This is a genomic window from Deltaproteobacteria bacterium (assembly GCA_017302835.1).
Taxonomy (GTDB): domain Bacteria; phylum Bdellovibrionota; class Bdellovibrionia; order Bdellovibrionales; family Bdellovibrionaceae; genus UBA2316.
The window spans coordinates 1-16,488 of sequence record JAFLCC010000006.1 but is presented as its reverse complement, the minus strand read 5'-3'; the positions used below and the strand labels follow the sequence as shown (position 1 = coordinate 16,488).

Sequence of the window (16,488 nt, the reverse complement as noted above, 5' to 3'; positions counted from 1 at the left end):
AAAAAGCTAAACTTTTTTAAGTTTCATTTTGTATCTATATAATAAAAATAAGGGTTTTAAACTAAAAACTCTTATTTTTTTTTGTTTCTGTCTGCAACAAAGTTTCTGATTTGTCTCCTGTTTGAAAATGGCACCATAACAAAAGAAATCCCAACAACGATTTTACCGTCGATTTTCTTCATATGTTTTGTGAAAGCGCGAAGGCTGATAAAAGGACCTGCGGGGATTTTAAAAGTGACCACACATTCTCTGTTCACTGAATATACCAATTCAGAAGAAAACGAAAGCCCTCCTTCGGAAAGTTCTATACCTTGAACCACTCGGTAATCTCCGGCAAACAAAATTCCTACCTTGCGAGTAAATTCCTTTCTTGGGTACCGTCTGAGATCTTCAATGGCCTGTGCGTTATTCATGTCACTCTTATCGACAAAATAGAAAAAAACTAAAAGAAACTAAAAAAATTTAAAATGGCCTTTTTAAGAGATGGGTTCTTCTTTAAATCTAACTCTACCTTTGCCAAAGATGACAGGACTTTGGAAATGCTAGAGTCAGACCAATGTCGTGACTGAAGGACATACTTATCAACAAAAAAAATGGGAATCCCATTCTTTTTACTCAGTTGATCTTTGCTGAGTTGAGACTGTTGCCCTCTCTTAATCTGATTGAGAATTCTTAAATGACGCGCCAATAGCTGAAGAAATCCCAACTCACTTTCTCCGCTATCGATAACCATTTCCGTTATTTTGAGTCTCGTCGCTTCGTCACCGTTAATCCACTTTTCAACCATCAAAAAACTATTATCCTGTGACGACATCGTCAGAAGTTCGAGAATGTTTTTGAGGGAAACTTGATTTTTCGGAAAAACAAAGTCTTTAATTTTAGCTAGCTCGTTAGCAATATTTCGAAGATCGCCACCCATGAATTCATGAATTTGATGGATAGCCTCCTGATCTATTTCCAATCCTAATTCCGTTCCTAAATGTTTTATCCAGTAGGGAACTTGGTTGTCGTAGGGTTTTTTAAACTCAATAGCTTCGGCCTGAGTATTTAAAATTTTAAATACTTTTTTCTTTTTGTCGAGAAAGGGGCCAAGAAAAATCGCTGTGACTAGTTCATTTGGCTTCGCAAATATTTCTTGCAAGACACTATTTTGGGTGTCACCGAACAATCCCACATTTTTAAAAACCATCACTCTTCGTGCAGACATCATGGGATACATTTCATAGGTATCTAAAATATTTTCAGCTTTGACCTCTTCAGGGTAATAGACATGAAAATTGAAATCCCTACACTCCAATGGCAGCAAAGAGTCACTGAGATATTTATAAGATCTTTCGATTAAATACTCTTCATCTCCGTAAAGAAAATAAAAGTTTCTAAATTTTTTATCGGTAACCTCAGAATAAAACTTTTGAAAGACGATAGGATCCATTAAAAATTCTCGGTTAAATTATTATGAATTTGATTGCTCAAATCATAAGAAAGAACTTCCAAAATCATTTTTTTTGCTGATTGATTATAAATGGGGTTCACAGAGTTTACTCCTGCAATGGTGACCTGAGAAGCTTTATAGGTTCTAGTTGAGGTATATTGAGATTCCCATAAAATCTTTTGGTTTGAAATCTTTTTTAATCTCAAATTAATAACCATCGTCAGATCATAGGAGGTTGCCAATACGGTTCCCCGTGGTAAGTAATTTGTGCTATTGGCATTGGTGTTTTCTTCGGCTTTTTTTCCCGATTCTGAGGGGATATTTCTTATTGATTCAATCTCCCCTTCTAACCGAACCTGTGCCTCTGAGTCAGAAACCACTTTTAAAACTGTAGATCGCAAAAACTCTTCTTTTAAGGCCTGAATAAAGATAGCCTCAGCCCCTGGCTCAAAGGATTTATTTTTTATGACTGGGATGGAAATTTTTTGATACCCGCCGGGAAGGGATCTGAATTTTTGTCCCACCTTATAGCCACAGCCCGTTAAGAAAAGCAATAGACAAAGACAAAGTTGAAGTTGAGCTCTCATTGGCCTAAGATAATCTTAATAAACTTTCAATATCAAGCAGAAACTAACTATGAAAAAATTTGATTACTCACTGATGGCACCAGGCCCTGTAAACCTTCATCCTGAAGTTCGAAAGATTCTTTCCGAGCCAATGATACACCACAGAACTCCTGAATTTGATAAAATTCTAGCGCAAGTTCTTAAAAAAATGAAATTCATTTTCCAAACTCAAGAACCGACCTACCTCCTCACTTCTACAGGCTCAGGTGGAATGGAAGCTCTTCTTGTAAATACCTTGTCTCCCGGAGATTCTGTTTTATGTATTGTTTCTGGAAAATTTGGTGAACGCTGGTCTCAAATGGCCAGTTCCTTTGGCTTGAAAACAGATGAACTTCTTATTCCGTGGGGAGAAGCTTTCCGTACCTCTTCCATAAAAGAAAAATTATCACAAAAAAAATATGCGGCGGTTCTGACTCAGGCTTGTGAAACTTCTACCGGTGTTTTGCATCCAATTCAAGGTTTGGGGGAACTCATTTCTGAGCATCCTGACACCCTTCTATTGGTTGATGGCATCACGGCATTGGGGGCCTTACCCCTTCCCCTAGATGAGTGGCATATTGATGGCCTCGTGGGAGGCTCTCAAAAAGCTTTTATGCTTCCCACGGGCATGAGCTTTATTGCTTTTTCAAAGAAAGCACAAAAACGATTTGATACAGCTAAAATTCCTAGATTTTATTTTGATATTCGCAAAGAAAAAAAAGCCAATGAAACCGGTGAGACTTTTTTTAGCTCCAATGTCAGCCTGATCAAAGCCCTCAATTTTGTTTTAACAGAAATCGAGAAGAAGGGTCTGACAACTCAGTTTAATGAGAACAAAAGACGTTCTGAATTTACTTTATATATGATTCAACTCCTTGGTCTCAAATCCTATGCCCAAACACCTTCACCCTCCCTCACCGCCATGTGCTTACCGCCGGGGATTGATGGACAACTAGTCCGAGCCGAACTTGAGAAAGACTTTCAAATCACGGTCATGGGTGGTCAAGATCAAGCTAAAGGAAAAATTCTGCGTATTGGTCATATGGGATACATCCAAGATCATGAGTTGCTGAATTTGTCAGAGGCCCTTTACGAAGTCCTCTCTAAGCACCATTATAAGGCTCCCTTCGATCAAAAATTATATTCCAACAAACTAAATCAATGGTTAAAGGAAAATTAGAAAATGGGTCAAAAAAAAATAGTGGTGACCGATCGATTTTCTTTAGAAAGTCTTTTGTTCCTAGAAAGACAACCCCAGATAAAACTACACAAAGTGGAACCACATTCTTTATTTTCTTCAGATTTGTTAGGCCAAACACATGGACTTCTCATTCGATCAACAACGCCCATCAATGAAGAAATACTAAAGAAAGCAAAGAACCTTCAAGTGATTATTACGGCGACTAGCGGTTTTGATCATATCGATCTCGACGCCACCCAAAAATGGGGTATTACGGTCATGCACACTCCCAATGCTAACCGCGAATCCACGGCCCAACTAACTCTGGGCTTGCTTTTAAGCTGTGCTCAAAAAATAAATAGCGCTCATCGTTCGTTAAAAGAAGGCTCTTGGCGACAAGAAAATCACCTAGGCATTGAACTCTCTCAAAAAACCTGGGGAATCGTTGGCCTTGGAAGAATTGGATCCAGAGTGAGTGAACTGGCTCAGGCTTTTAAAATGAATGTTATTTCCTATGATCCTTTTTTATCTGATGATGTTTTTTCCTCCAATGGTGCCCGCCGAGTCAGTTTTGAAGAATTGCTTAAGCTCTCTGATGTTATCAGTTTTCATGTTCCCAAGACTCAGGAAACTTATAAAATGCTTGGTAAAAATCAATTTCAGTCCATTCATCGCGAAGTGATTTTGATAAATACTTCAAGGGGCAGCGTGATTGATGAGGAGGCTCTCATTTGGGCTCTTGATAAAAAAATAATCAAGGGACTTGCTCTTGACGTTTTTGAAAAGGAACCTCTTAGTCGATCCTCTAAGTTATTAAACTATACTGATGTTTTATTAACTCCTCATATTGGAGCCTTTACGGAAGAAGCCTTTTTTAAAGCCTCTCAGGAAGCTACTCATAAGATCCTTCAGTTTTTTATTGATGGCTCCACCCAAGATACCTTGCCTCCAAAAGCACCATGGCACGGAGCTTCTCATTTTAGATTTGATTAACCCGAGAAACTTAGTGATTAATTTTTGGATTTATACTATTAATTTTCTTTCTTAAAAAAGGAAATCAAATGTCAGGAATTGTTGTTATTGGAGCTCAATGGGGTGATGAAGGAAAAGGTAAATTAATCGACGTCTTCTCTGAAAACGCTGACATGGTCGTGAGGTACCAGGGTGGCGCTAATGCCGGCCACACCCTTGTCGTCAAAGGAACTAAAACCGTATTGCATTTAATTCCCTCCGGGATCCTAAGACCAGAAACACAATGTGTGATCACGGCTGGAGTTGTTATTGATGTTTTTGGCTTACGAGATGAAATTAATAAACTCAAGAGCAATGGCTTTCTGCAAAATCCAAAACAATTGGCAATTTCAGATTTATCCACAGTCCTGCTTCCCTACCACAAAGCCCTAGACCAATCCCGCGAAACCGCTCTTTCTGATGATAAAATCGGCACCACAGGTAAAGGAATAGGTCCTGCCTATGAGGACCGAGCTGCAAGACGAGCCATTTTATTTGGTGATCTTTACAATCCAAAAACTCTATTAGATAAGTTAGAGTTTGTATTAAAAGAGAAAAATTTCCTAATTAAAAATTTATATCAAGGCACTGAGTTTAATGCTGCTGAACTCTACTCCCTGTTACTACAAGTTGCTGAAGACTTAAAGCCCTACCGTCTAAAAGATACCTCATTGATGGTAAATAAAATGTTGAAAAGTAACAAACGAGTCCTTTTTGAAGGAGCCCAAGGCACCATGCTAGATATTTTACATGGTACCTACCCCTTTGTGACCTCTTCTTCAACAATCTCTGGATCTGCATGCATTGGCGCAGGTATTGGACCAACGCAAATCAAAAATGTCATTGGTGTTTTTAAAGCTTACACCACGCGAGTGGGCTCGGGCCCTTTTCCTACAGAATTAAAAAATGAAGTTGGGCAAAAAATCCAAACGGATGGTCATGAATTTGGTTCGACCACTGGTCGCGCCAGAAGATGCGGGTGGTTAGATCTTGTGGCCCTTCGATATGCCATCCGAGTTAATGGAATCACTAATACGGCTTTGATGAAATTGGATATTTTATCTGGCCACGATAGAATTGGAGTATGCACCGCTTACAAATTAGGTGACGAAACGATCACGGAATTACCACCATCTCCCTATGAATTAGAGCAAGCTGAACCCGTTATCGAGTATCTACCAGGCTGGAAAGAAGACATTTCAAAAGTGACTCAGCTTAAAGATTTGCCTCGAAATGCTACAAGCTATATTGATTTTATTTCGAATAATTTAAGCTCACCCATCGATGTGATTTCTGTCGGCCCAGGCAGAGAACAAACTCTTTGGGTTAAACCTTTGTTTAATACGTAAGCAACAAAATTTTTTTTAAAAAATCATCATTTTAAAAAAATCTTATTGACTAAAAAGTTCTTTTAAATCAAATTGTGACCTCTTGTGTTTCTGACCCACAATGGTTCGCTAGCTCAGCTGGTAGAGCACTTCACTTTTAATGAAGGGGTCGATGGTTCGAATCCATCGCGAGCCACCATTTTTCTTCAGAAACTCAAAATGCCACTCGATTTCTAAAGGAAATTTTATTCTAGACTTTCTTTTAGATGATCAAAGGTCCCCTTCGTCTAGAGGCCTAGGACGGCTCCCTTTCACGGAGCAGACACGAGTTCGAATCTCGTAGGGGACGCCAATTTTGTTTTACTCTTTACAATTTTAATAAATCAAATAATAATGTGAGATTATCGAGTTCAATGACATCCTTTTCTGCCTAAGGGGATTCGAACCCAAGGGAGCATTATGAAGTTAAAGATATTAGTCGCTGCCATTTCTTTTCTGTTCGCCCAATTTTTACAAGCAAAAGAATTTACCTCAGATCAAGAAGTTCAAACTATAGTTGACCAGGTATTTGCTCGTTTAAAACAAAGTCGAATAAACCCAACCATGCTCCGATATGTTTTTTATGATTCCAACCTTTGCAAAAGCTGCAAACCTGAATATGTCGAAGAACAAAAAAACAAACTCCAAGATCAAATGAGTTCTGATTTCTCTCGTTACAAAGAAAAATATTACGAAGGGCACTTCGAAGAAGCTAAGTATGGAGTCTCAATTTGTGGTGATAAATTCCCCCAAGACCTTCCATTTTGTCGCTCTAGTAAACATATAATCGAAAAAAATATTATATTTGGCTGCGACGACTTTGCTAAAGCATTTATTGAATTGGCCCTTGTCGCAGGTTATTCGCCAGATTCCATGAAATTTGTATTTCTAATGAGTGAAAATGGATTTAAAAGTGCCTGTAAAGGTCGAGCTGGAAAAGTAATGGATCGATGGGCTGAAGGTGGGCACCATATTGTTGGAATAAAAGTTTCAGGAACCTGGAAAACCTTAAATACAACTGATCCTAAAGTTAGTTATGCCTCACTCACAGACTGGCCCAAGAGATATGATAAAATAGTTTTCCCAAATAACGAAGCTGTTCCGTTTAGTTTGTTGTTTGCTGGGGCATTTGATATTCAAAAATACATCCAGCCATTTACTGTTCTAGACGTTTTAAATATCTATGTCAGTGGAACTCCCGATAGCTCAATCTGCGAATCAGAACCAAAATAGGATTTTTGTATGAGCAACATTAAACTCTTTGAAAAAAAACAGGTTAGATCAAAATGGATTGAGTCAGAAAAAAAGTGGTATTTTTCAGTAATTGATATAGTAGCCGAACTAACTGAAATCACTAATCCAAGGCGATACTGGTCTGACTTAAAGTCACAACTAGCTGATAAAGAAGGCTTTTATGAGTTGTACGAAAAAATCGTACAACTGAAGCTTAGAATCCACAGATGGTAAAAAATATGAAACTGATTGTGCTGCGACAGACACAATTCTTCGTATCATTCAATCCATCCCCTCCCCCAAAGCAGAGCCCTTTAAGCGTTGGCTGGCTCAAGTTGGCAGCGAGCGCCTTGACGAGATTGAAAATCCCGAGTTGGCACAAGAACGGATGAAAAGTCTCTACGAACAAAAGGGTTACCCGAAAGATTGGATTGACAAAAGGCTTCGCGGTATTGCCATTCGGCAAAACTTAATCGACGAGTGGAAGGATCGTGGTATCAGTGCCTCAAAAGATTTTGCGATTTTAACTTCAGAAATCTCAAGAGCCACTTTTTGAATGACACCCAGTCAATATAAACAGCTCAAAGGTCTAAAGTGAGAAAATTTAAGAGATTACATGAATGATCTAGAACTGCTTTTCACAATGCTAGGTGAACGAGTGACCACTGAACTCGCATAGCAAGAAAAACCAGATACCTTTGAAAAAATCAAAAAAGTTGCAAGCCGTGGTGGGTCTGTTGCTGGTAAAGCTAGAAAAGACACTGAGAAAGAATTAGGCCGCCCAATCTCTTCTTCTGAGAATTACTTGCCAGAAAAAAGGAAAATCAAAACCATTAAGAGCAGGAAAGATTAGATGCGGATGAATTTGTACCCGAAGCTGGGTACAAATTGCGGGTACATTCTGGGTACAATTCGGGTACAAATACCGCAGGTATGAGCAGCTTTAAGCCGCCATCAAGGCCCTGATTAAATTGACATTAATTACATTGCCTCTAAGCAACCAAGTACGATATAAATTTGCCTGTGAACGCCAATTACAATTTTGTTGAACTTTTGATCCTGCTCAAACTCCCACGGATAGGGAACTAACCGAAGGAGTTATATATGGATAAAATAATAAATCAAAAAGTGAGCCTCAAATGCACTCCAACAGAGGCGTTCCAACTTTTTACTCAAAACAAATACCTCGAATCTTGGCTAACGGCAGCAGCGGACGTTGAGCCGACTGTTGGCGGCAAGTACGAATTATTTTGGAAACCCGATGACCGAGAAAATGATAGCACCATTGGCTGTAAAGTTCTGGCTGTACAAGACGGCTCATTCATCAACTTCGAATGGAAGGGGCCTCAGCAATACAACCAATTTATGAATACACGCCGACCATTCACCAACGTCATGGTGACGTTTGCAAAAAGAGATACTTTCACTGATGTTCAATTGATCCATACGGGTTGGGGTGAAGGTTCAGAATGGGACGAAGCTCGTCAGTGGTTTGAAAAGGCGTGGTCAATGTCATTTGCGGAATTGCCGAAGGTAGCGGCAAAAGAATTTCCTCAATTCTACAATTTACTAAATACCAAAATTTGGAGAGGATTGTTGATGTACATTCCTACTTTGTATTTCTCTTCTCCAGGTATAATTTCTTCAAGGTAATTGTACTCAATCGCTTTATCTCGGATTACTAAAATACTCTCTTTACTTTTATTAAATTTTTTTGAAATTTCATTTGCCGATTTCCCTGTAATAAGTTGCTCTATAATTTTTCTTCCCAACCTGATTTTCTCCCCTAATTTTTTGATCATAAAACCTCCAATGTTTTTGTTAAAGTAACACTTGAAGAACTTATTAAAATTTGGACGATCATGGGCGTTTATTGTTTAAGCAATTGACCGGTCCGAATTAGTGAGATTTACACCCCTCTAAATCGGTCCGCTTTACTGAGATAGGACAAATATACTTAATCCTTTGGTTGGCCCCAAAATGGATCCTGACATCCGGTTTAAGCGACTAATTGAAGAAAACAAGCGGATCCAAAATTCACGGAAAATCGATGTTTCCAATTAATGCTGAATAAGATCGAATTTGTTAAATCTATTAAACTAACGTTGGCGGATGCTTTCCAATAATACCTTTAATGAAGGCTCCTACTTTTACATCTTCAGGATCATTTCCTGTGGCAATAAATATATTCACAAATCCAATCGTATGTAACTTCTTCGCAAGATCCTCGCCCTTTTTGCCATTTCCAAGATTGGCATCAACGTAAATGCTTGATGATTTATCGATATTATCACATGCATCCATGAAATCAGACTCTGCAAAAAATGAAAGGAAGTCTTTTTTGGCTTCCTTAGAAGCAAAACTCCATGTTTGATGTATTAAGATGTCATCATCTATCAGTACCCAATCATATAGAATAGGAAGTGATTTGATCTCAATAGGAACATAGCCAGCCATAGCCTTAGGAATAAGTTTGATATCTAACTTATTACATCTATCAAGTAATTTGCTTTCCTCGAATCTTGAAGTAACTAGGATGGAATGAGGGGCAATATTTAGTTCCTCGATTATATCTAATCCAGTTTGGTTTTGATTTAGCAATTCATAGTCAATTAAAAACAATTGCATATTAGTTTCAGAATTATTGATTGTAGCAAAATGTCTTTTAAAATCTGTCCCTGAAGTAAAAATTAAATGATTAATGTTGTGGCCTGAAATATTAAAAGAACTAAATCTACCTCTCCATATTTGATGGATTGTGATGTCATCATCTAGGGAAATGATTTGGAAATTGGGTTTTAAAAAAAGCCTTTCGACAAACCATACTGGAGGCGGAGCAAGAGGGAAAGAAAGAACGATTGTAGTTCCCGAATCAACCGAGGATTGAATTTTAAATATTCCACCAGAATCCTCTGTCATTTTTTTTGCATGGTAAACTCCCAAACCATTTCCACTAGTACTGCTGTCTTTGCCAAAAGAAAACCCAAAGGTACCTATTTTATCAAGAATGTGGTCGGGAATACCAATTCCATTATCAACTATGGAAATTAAAGCATGGGTTTCGTTTTTAGTAATTGAGATAACTACACTGCCTGAATTATTTGGAAAAGCTTCAACGGAATTATTAACTAAATTGGATATGGCCCGCTTCAGCTCGACAGAGTTGGCATTCGCAAATATTCCATAACTTTGATCAATCATTGCTGAAATTGAAATATTGCTGTTCTCGCGATATTGAATTCTTTTTTCAGAAACGATACTGTCGATTAATGGTGACAATAAGTATTTAGAAAATTGATCTTGCTGAGAATAGTTTAAGATCTGGCTTTCAGAATCATTTGTATTAGTACCTTTATTTAATAAATTATTAGCAATATCATTTATTCTACTAATTGCATTTTGAATAATGATTCTTGTATCTTCCGGCAAAATAGATAATTGACTGGATATTAAACTCAAGGCTGAAAGAGGTGAACGAATGTCATGCGCCACTTGACGAGCTTGTTCTGCCTTTGCGGCATCTTTAGAATTCTGTAATAATTTATAATTAGATTCTTCGATAAATTTCAAATATAAATTAAATGTTGATTTTAGTTCATCAATTTCATTTTCTTCTTTCTTATAATCAGATAGACAATGTCTTTCGCGTACATAGTTTGTAAGATTAATTATGGGCAATATCATTTTTTTATGAATTCTTAAGCTACCCAAGGCTAGTATTATTACAAAAAAAATAATGACTACAGTCATTGAAATAATGAATATAAAATATGATTTTTCAGACTCAAATATTTTTAGCTTAATAAAGTTTGGATTATAATCTGAAGGAATATATGTTATAAATTTTAGATTCGGAATTGGTTTAGCTATTTCCTCAATTGAAATGAAAGTATAAATTTCCCCACGTTTTTTTGCACTCGGACCAAGTTGATATTGATCATCAAACAAAATCATTTTTTTTATAATTATTAAATTACTCTTTTCATCAATTAACACTGAACTTTTGTTATTGTCATTCAAAAGAGACTCTGGAATTTCATTTAAGCTTGAATCTTCACTGAAAACATATAAAGAATCAGATATTTTAGCATCAAAAACTTTAATATTTTTTATCAAGTTTGAATTTTTAAGCTGTATTGAAATTTTCTCATCAAATAAATTTTCTGAATAAGATCTTAAACTCTCGGGTGAATGAAGCAAACTAGCAATTTCCTGACTCTGAGAGAAAATTTCAATTAACTGGTCAACTTGTCTGAGCTGAGAGGAAATTGTGAATTGCGCTTGATTTAATTCTTGAATTTTATATGATTGAATCTGCGAATTCAATCTAAAAAATGCAAATAGAGATAATCCAAAAATTACCAAAAAAGGTATAAGCCCTACAAGAAGTAGAATAAAAATTGCTTCACTTCTTAAGCTTGTATTATTTTTTGACATAACGAATTTTCTTCCACCAGGAGTTTATTACTTCATGGTTAGATCTATTGGGTGCGCTAATAATGATAGGGGTTTCAATTTCAATTTTTCTTAAAATATCAATTAATAGTTCTTTTGTTTTTGGATGCAAAACTTCGAAATTATTTTTGTAGGGCGAGAAATATTGCATATATTTTGAATTTTCTAGAGCATTTTTTTCACTTGAAAGCTCAATTGCGAATTTAACCAAATCTGCTTGCTTTTTTCTTGAGTTCTTATTTTTAATAATACAAATACTATCATAACCAATAACTGGTAAGCCTTGTGGCATAACAAATTCAATACTATTATGATTTTTTAATAGCCCTGCACCTTCACCACTCCAACCAAAGACAACTGAATTTTTTAAACTTAATATATCTGCAATTGAAGAAGTAAATTTATTTGAGCTCACTTTTAAAGGAATTTTGGTAATATAATCAAGGGAACATCCCATAACATTATTAGGTTGCTTGGGGCATGTTTTAATATTATCCCCCACCAGTCTTGCTAAAAATTCCATTTTATCATCAATAACTGCTAAATTTATTGAAGAAAAGGAGTCAGTATTAAAATCTGTAAGCTGCTTGATTTTAACTTTCTCTGCTCGGTTTGAAATAAACAATGTTGTGCTCCAAGAATAAGGGATGCAACTTTCATTAAATGAAGATAAGAAAGAATACATTTTTGCGAAATTATATTTATTTTTAAAAATGTTTTTATGAATTAAATTTGCCTCAATTAAAGACGGAATTACTTGATTAGAAAGTATTGCTATATCAAGATTGTGTGAAGAGGTAATTATTTTAGAAATTGCAACATCGTTCGATTTGTAAGTTGTAAGCAATAAATTGTTCTTGTTTTTTTTGATATCATTTACAACATTAGGGGCAATAAAATCCCACCAATTAAGTAGTTTGATATTCTGAGAAGCAAGTGACATAAGATATACAAATGAAAATAAAATTATTTTTTTTAACATATTTATTTTATTTCCTTAGTCCAAAAATCCATTGGATTATTAATATCTTTTATTGAGCCATTTTCAGTTATTGTAGGCCAGTTGTAGTTAATTTGAATATTACATTTCTTAAACCCCAGTTTGTTCCACACAATATCAGTATTAAAGTAGTCTGAAGGTTTTCTTGGGTCATTTGGACGTCTATTTACAGTTGCTAATATTATTTTTTTAAATCCTTCAGCTTTAGCATAGGATTCTTGCATATCATATATTTTTGCAGCAATACCAATGCCTTGGAATTCTGTTTTAACTATGATTTCGCCATAATAGAAGTATTCATTAATATTTAGACCCTTTTTTGCAAACAAGACCGGCGCTTCACCTAAAATGTCAGCATTACTATTTAATGGTAGTGCTGTTGATACACCTATGATTTTACCGTTATAAAGTGCTAGTATTAAGAGTGATTTTGAATTATTAGCATATCCATTAATATATTCTTTTTCGTATTCCAAATTCCCAACATACAAATAGGGGTAGCTTTTAAAATATTTAATCCTAAACTGCGCAATTTCATTGAGATAATTTTCAATCAAATTTCTTTCAACAGTTATCATTTCAAAAATTTGATTATTTTTTGTTTTAAACTCAATTATTTTATTCATTTAAATTTAAGCCTTTGTTTAATAAAACAGTCTTAGACCCGGATTCAATCTATCATTAATCGTGGACAATTTAAAAGTCAGGTTATGCTTTTTGTAAATTTAATATATTTAGTGTTCAAAATCTAAATACAACTTAAAGTGCCAGTTTTTGGAATCTAAAACGATAGCGATACAACTAATTTCAATTGGGTCATAAATTGTATTAATTTTTGCATTTTCACATTGCTATTAATTTTTGACACGCAATTAAAAGAAATTAACTGCTAAATTTCTATATCTTTAGCTACCTGCCGATTTGTTGAAATAGTGATATCATTTTTCTGTTGATCTGAGGCTGGAATTAAAGACTCTGCTGATCCCCATATTTCAAAAGAATAACTTGTCAAATCACCATTTTTTGTAGGAATTACCGAGGTGTAAACAAGTTCGACACCTTCCCAACCCATCATTTCAGCTCTGCGTTCTGCAGATAATTGTGCTTCAACCAAGATATCTTGTAGACTTAGCTGATGAGCATCTTCTAAAATAAAATTATATAGTAATTTACGACTTAACATGACCAAATTTATATGCGATATTCATGCCGTATTCAACCATTTCAAAGGTTAAAATGAATATTAAGTCAGGTGCCTCAGCAATAACAAAAAGTAAAGCAGATATGTCTAACTTCTTAATCCATTTAACTAAGAATGGCAGTTATGAAGACTACATTCCTTTTGCGCCTGTTCCAGGTCACTTCGACTTTCCTAAAACAAAGTTCGTTACAGCTAAAAAATCACTTATTGATATTTTAAGTGGGTCAAAAGTTTCTGCACTTGCGCCTTTTGGTCATTTCAAATATGAAATTCCGATGTGCTATAAACCGCGAGGTAATATGCCGATAGGATGGCTAAAGGCGGTTTGTTTTTCCGAAACTCCTTTAAGTGAAATTAAATCATTTTATACGGCAACACAAAATGTAACCCAAAAAGTAAATAAATATCAAAAATACGGATTAGCCTTCTCTCAGCTTTTTGTACAATCAAAGGAAGGTCATCCAGTCATTTATTTTGATTCCAATAGTAAAGCGATTGTCAGTGCAATTAATATTCAAGGGAATCCTGTAAATAGACAAACCTGTAAGCCGCTTTTACCACTTTACGAATCCTTTGGTCCAAAGCTGCATACAGCGAAAGGCGGCAGCACTGATTATCGTTGGGAAAGAGAATGGAGGCACGTGGGAGACTTTACATTTCGATATGATGAAATAGCTTTTGGATTGTGTCCTTCCGAAGAAATTATCGATTTTGAAGAATTAACAAATAATAAAACTTGTTTCATTGATCCCGATTGGGACGAGTCAACTATAAAAAAATACTTTCAACGTAAAGGCAAACAAAGCCTAGCTGATCTTATTTAGAGAATTAATTAACTATAAACTGAACTTGAAACTTCAGTAACAAATTAAATTCTTAAACCAAAAAAAACTTCCCTCACTTCTGCAAACTACGGTTAAACTTTCCCAACTTAAAACTTTCGTTATCACTAAATCCTTGGCTGGCTTTTTGTGCCATAAATAAAATTCCGGGAGTTAATTTTCCCAAAAAGAAAAGTGTTAATGCAATGGTTAAAACACCGACAATAAATTTTGAAACTTCCATTTTTAATTTCTCCTTCTAATTTTAAAATTTCTATTAAATTGATATTATTTTAATCCAATTTTTTTTATGTACAGAAAATGGTAACTACTGCTCACTGCTGCTAATTATAGCGCTAAATCTAGCAACCAAAGTATTTCAAAAATAGGTCTTATCTATATGATTTTAAGTGAGTTTTTATCTTCCCCTGCTCTACCCTTTCACGGAGCAGACACGAGTTCGAATCTCGTAGGGGACGCCAATTTCTCCGGTGTAGAACCTTCCCGGGGTTCCAAGACCAACGAATCAAAACTAAGATCCATTATTATTTAATTTTTTGGGGGCTTTAGGGGCTTCATGATTTTCAGAGTCTCACCAACTTCTGAAATGATTTTCTTGAGTTCTACGTATTTTCTTTATGGGAAGTATACCTAACAATCTTACCAATAAGCTCGTTAACGTTGATTGGCTTAGTAAGATAGTCGGTATAACCGACGTTCAATGCCTTCTTCCGAACCTCTGACATAGCATGCGCCGAAAGAGCTATGATGGGCTTTCTGTACCCCTGCTCACGAAGTTTTTCCGTAGCTGTGTACCCATCCATCACTGGCATCTGTATATCCATCAACACAAGATCAAATTTATCAGTGAGCGCAAATTTGTATCCGAGCAAGCCATTTTCGGCAGACTCAACGATAGCTCCGTGCTTCCTCAAAAAGAGCCAAAGGTACAATTGGTTATCTGGAGCATCATCGACAACCAAGATATGAAGACCTTTAAGCGCTTGATCTCTTACCACTTGCTCGTGCGGAATTATTTGTTGATTCCCTTCAACAAGGCTTCTCTTTTTTGGCTTGTCCTCAATCACAACTTTAAATGTACTGCCAACACCTTCTTGGGCTTCTACAATCGAAACGTCGCCACCCATTTCATTCGCCAGTCTTTTTGAAAGAGCTAAGCCAAGGCCAGTTCCACCAAAGCGTCTGGTCATTGAACCGTCTGCCTGCACAAATACCTCAAAGACCTTCTCTTTTTGTGATTCAGGTATGCCAATTCCTGTATCCTCAATTTCGTAGCAAACTGCATTTCGACCGTTTTTTGTCTTGCATCCATAGCAGCGGATTTTAACAGAACCGGCTTGAGTAAATTTAATCGCATTGCCAACGAGGTTCACTAAGATTTGTCGCACCCTGAATGGATCAGTCACAATTTTCTTTGGCGAATCTTCGCCAGAGGTATATTCAAGTATCAAGTTTTTCTCTTTTGCTTTCATGCTAAGTAGCGTGACGACTTCTTCTGCAATCTTCGCCGGATAAACATCGGCAAATTCGAGCGTTAAGTGCCCAGCTTCAACTTTTGAAAGGTCAAGAATGTCGTTAATAATGATTGCGAGGTTTTCGCCGTTTCGAGTGATCACATCAAGGTAGTTTGCTCTTTCAGCTGGAACTAGTTCTGGATCGCGAAGTAGGTCTGCAAAACCCATCATCGCGCCGAGCGGTGTCCGAATTTCATGGGACATATTTGCAAGGAATGCGGATTTAAGTTCATTGGCGCGTTCAGCTTCGACGCGTGCTTTTTCAAGATCGTTCTCGATTTTTTTCTGCTCTGAAATATCACGGAATTCGAGCACCGATCCGACGACTTCACCGTTGCTCTCAAGTGGCGCAACTGAATATGAAACAGGGAAGAGCCTTCCATATTTATCAGTAAAGATTTCTTCTTGGTTCTGCAAAGGCTTTAGTTCTGCCTGCGCATTGTCGATCGGACACTCTTCCATCGGGTATGGCGAGCCATCGGGCTTTTTGTAATGAACGGCATAGTGAAGAGGTTTGTCTTTGTAGAAGTTTAGATCTGATCTGACACATCTCGGATAGCGAGAATGTGGAAAACTCAGTTACCCTTTTGTTTAGCTAAAAACAAACAAGATCAAAACGATCTAGAAAAGGTAACTGAATTTATGCAA

General features: G+C 36.4%; 15 protein-coding genes, 2 tRNA genes and 1 pseudogene. 9 read left to right on the top strand and 9 right to left on the bottom strand.

What is annotated here, in order from left to right:
• Window positions 1–71 precede the first annotated feature (71 nt).
• The 3 genes from J0M15_08070 to J0M15_08060 are packed head-to-tail and all read right to left on the bottom strand — an operon-like array spanning window position 72 to window position 2,019.
• Window positions 72–413 carry a PilZ domain-containing protein gene (locus J0M15_08070; GenBank protein ID MBN8536994.1) on the bottom strand — a complete coding sequence of 114 codons (342 nt, stop codon included), beginning with the start codon at window positions 411–413 and terminating at the stop codon, window positions 72–74.
• Between the two features lie 29 nt (window positions 414–442).
• Window positions 443–1,432, bottom strand: coding sequence for a DNA polymerase III subunit delta (gene holA / locus J0M15_08065; protein ID MBN8536993.1), 990 nt, complete (start codon window positions 1,430–1,432; stop codon window positions 443–445).
• Complete coding sequence (locus J0M15_08060) at window positions 1,432–2,019, bottom strand: hypothetical protein (GenBank protein MBN8536992.1); 588 nt, start codon at window positions 2,017–2,019, stop codon at window positions 1,432–1,434. The genes holA and J0M15_08060 overlap by 1 nt, the downstream gene beginning before the upstream one ends.
• Before the next feature lie 49 nt (window positions 2,020–2,068).
• Between J0M15_08060 and J0M15_08055 the strand changes: the two genes are divergently transcribed.
• From J0M15_08055 to J0M15_08020, 8 genes and pseudogenes are all read left to right on the top strand, one after another.
• Window positions 2,069–3,217, top strand: a complete 1,149-nt coding sequence (locus J0M15_08055) for an alanine--glyoxylate aminotransferase family protein (protein MBN8536991.1) — start codon at window positions 2,069–2,071, stop codon at window positions 3,215–3,217.
• Between the two features lie 3 nt (window positions 3,218–3,220).
• Window positions 3,221–4,210, top strand: coding sequence for a phosphoglycerate dehydrogenase (locus tag J0M15_08050; GenBank protein ID MBN8536990.1), 990 nt, complete (start codon window positions 3,221–3,223; stop codon window positions 4,208–4,210).
• 68 nt (window positions 4,211–4,278) lie between these two features.
• A complete protein-coding gene (locus J0M15_08045; GenBank protein ID MBN8536989.1) occupies window positions 4,279–5,577 on the top strand; it encodes an adenylosuccinate synthase in 1,299 nt (432 codons plus the stop codon).
• A 102-nt stretch (window positions 5,578–5,679) separates the two neighbouring features.
• Window positions 5,680–5,755: transfer RNA gene (locus J0M15_08040), tRNA-Lys, on the top strand.
• A gap of 77 nt (window positions 5,756–5,832) precedes the next feature.
• A tRNA-Glu gene (locus tag J0M15_08035) sits at window positions 5,833–5,908 on the top strand.
• Between the two features lie 107 nt (window positions 5,909–6,015).
• Window positions 6,016–6,828 (top strand): hypothetical protein, encoded by an 813-nt coding sequence (locus J0M15_08030; GenBank protein MBN8536988.1) that lies wholly within the window; start codon window positions 6,016–6,018, stop codon window positions 6,826–6,828.
• 9 nt (window positions 6,829–6,837) lie between these two features.
• Window positions 6,838–7,681: pseudogene (locus J0M15_08025) on the top strand (Bro-N domain-containing protein).
• Window positions 7,682–7,932: 251 nt separating this feature from the next.
• Window positions 7,933–8,481 (top strand): SRPBCC domain-containing protein, encoded by a 549-nt coding sequence (locus J0M15_08020; GenBank protein MBN8536987.1) that lies wholly within the window; start codon window positions 7,933–7,935, stop codon window positions 8,479–8,481.
• A 441-nt stretch (window positions 8,482–8,922) separates the two neighbouring features.
• Here J0M15_08020 and J0M15_08015 read toward each other — a convergent pair whose 3' ends face one another.
• From J0M15_08015 to J0M15_08000, 4 genes are all read right to left on the bottom strand, one after another.
• The gene (locus tag J0M15_08015) at window positions 8,923–10,944 is read right to left on the bottom strand and encodes a HAMP domain-containing histidine kinase (protein ID MBN8536986.1); all 2,022 of its coding nucleotides are present in this window, start codon (window positions 10,942–10,944) and stop codon (window positions 8,923–8,925) included.
• Between the two features lie 307 nt (window positions 10,945–11,251).
• Entirely contained in the window at window positions 11,252–12,265 is a 1,014-nt protein-coding gene (locus J0M15_08010; GenBank protein MBN8536985.1) for a hypothetical protein, read from the bottom strand.
• A 2-nt stretch (window positions 12,266–12,267) separates the two neighbouring features.
• Entirely contained in the window at window positions 12,268–12,909 is a 642-nt protein-coding gene (locus J0M15_08005; protein ID MBN8536984.1) for a GNAT family N-acetyltransferase, read from the bottom strand.
• A 263-nt stretch (window positions 12,910–13,172) separates the two neighbouring features.
• Window positions 13,173–13,466 carry a hypothetical protein gene (locus tag J0M15_08000; protein MBN8536983.1) on the bottom strand — a complete coding sequence of 98 codons (294 nt, stop codon included), beginning with the start codon at window positions 13,464–13,466 and terminating at the stop codon, window positions 13,173–13,175.
• A gap of 53 nt (window positions 13,467–13,519) precedes the next feature.
• Between J0M15_08000 and J0M15_07995 the strand changes: the two genes are divergently transcribed.
• A complete protein-coding gene (locus J0M15_07995) occupies window positions 13,520–14,308 on the top strand; it encodes a hypothetical protein (GenBank protein ID MBN8536982.1) in 789 nt (262 codons plus the stop codon).
• Between the two features lie 73 nt (window positions 14,309–14,381).
• Here the strand turns inward: J0M15_07995 and J0M15_07990 are convergent, their stop codons facing one another.
• Both J0M15_07990 and J0M15_07985 read right to left on the bottom strand, forming a co-directional pair.
• Window positions 14,382–14,549 (bottom strand): hypothetical protein, encoded by a 168-nt coding sequence (locus J0M15_07990; GenBank protein ID MBN8536981.1) that lies wholly within the window; start codon window positions 14,547–14,549, stop codon window positions 14,382–14,384.
• A 379-nt stretch (window positions 14,550–14,928) separates the two neighbouring features.
• On the bottom strand, window positions 14,929–16,302 hold the full coding sequence (locus J0M15_07985) for a response regulator (GenBank protein ID MBN8536980.1): 1,374 nt from the start codon (window positions 16,300–16,302) through the stop codon (window positions 14,929–14,931).
• Window positions 16,303–16,488 lie beyond the last annotated feature (186 nt).

Coding starts and splice junctions, on each gene's coding strand:
- J0M15_08070 (MBN8536994.1), bottom strand. CDS start 413: ATGAATAACGCACAGGCCATTGAAGATCTCAGACGGTACCCAAGAAAG.
- holA (MBN8536993.1), bottom strand. CDS start 1,432: ATGGATCCTATCGTCTTTCAAAAGTTTTATTCTGAGGTTACCGATAAA.
- J0M15_08060 (MBN8536992.1), bottom strand. CDS start 2,019: ATGAGAGCTCAACTTCAACTTTGTCTTTGTCTATTGCTTTTCTTAACG.
- J0M15_08055 (MBN8536991.1), top strand. CDS start 2,069: ATGAAAAAATTTGATTACTCACTGATGGCACCAGGCCCTGTAAACCTT.
- J0M15_08050 (MBN8536990.1), top strand. CDS start 3,221: ATGGGTCAAAAAAAAATAGTGGTGACCGATCGATTTTCTTTAGAAAGT.
- J0M15_08045 (MBN8536989.1), top strand. CDS start 4,279: ATGTCAGGAATTGTTGTTATTGGAGCTCAATGGGGTGATGAAGGAAAA.
- J0M15_08030 (MBN8536988.1), top strand. CDS start 6,016: ATGAAGTTAAAGATATTAGTCGCTGCCATTTCTTTTCTGTTCGCCCAA.
- J0M15_08020 (MBN8536987.1), top strand. CDS start 7,933: ATGGATAAAATAATAAATCAAAAAGTGAGCCTCAAATGCACTCCAACA.
- J0M15_08010 (MBN8536985.1), bottom strand. CDS start 12,265: ATGTTAAAAAAAATAATTTTATTTTCATTTGTATATCTTATGTCACTT.
- J0M15_08005 (MBN8536984.1), bottom strand. CDS start 12,909: ATGAATAAAATAATTGAGTTTAAAACAAAAAATAATCAAATTTTTGAA.
- J0M15_08000 (MBN8536983.1), bottom strand. CDS start 13,466: ATGTTAAGTCGTAAATTACTATATAATTTTATTTTAGAAGATGCTCAT.
- J0M15_07995 (MBN8536982.1), top strand. CDS start 13,520: ATGAATATTAAGTCAGGTGCCTCAGCAATAACAAAAAGTAAAGCAGAT.
- J0M15_07990 (MBN8536981.1), bottom strand. CDS start 14,549: ATGGAAGTTTCAAAATTTATTGTCGGTGTTTTAACCATTGCATTAACA.
- J0M15_07985 (MBN8536980.1), bottom strand. CDS start 16,302: ATGGAAGAGTGTCCGATCGACAATGCGCAGGCAGAACTAAAGCCTTTG.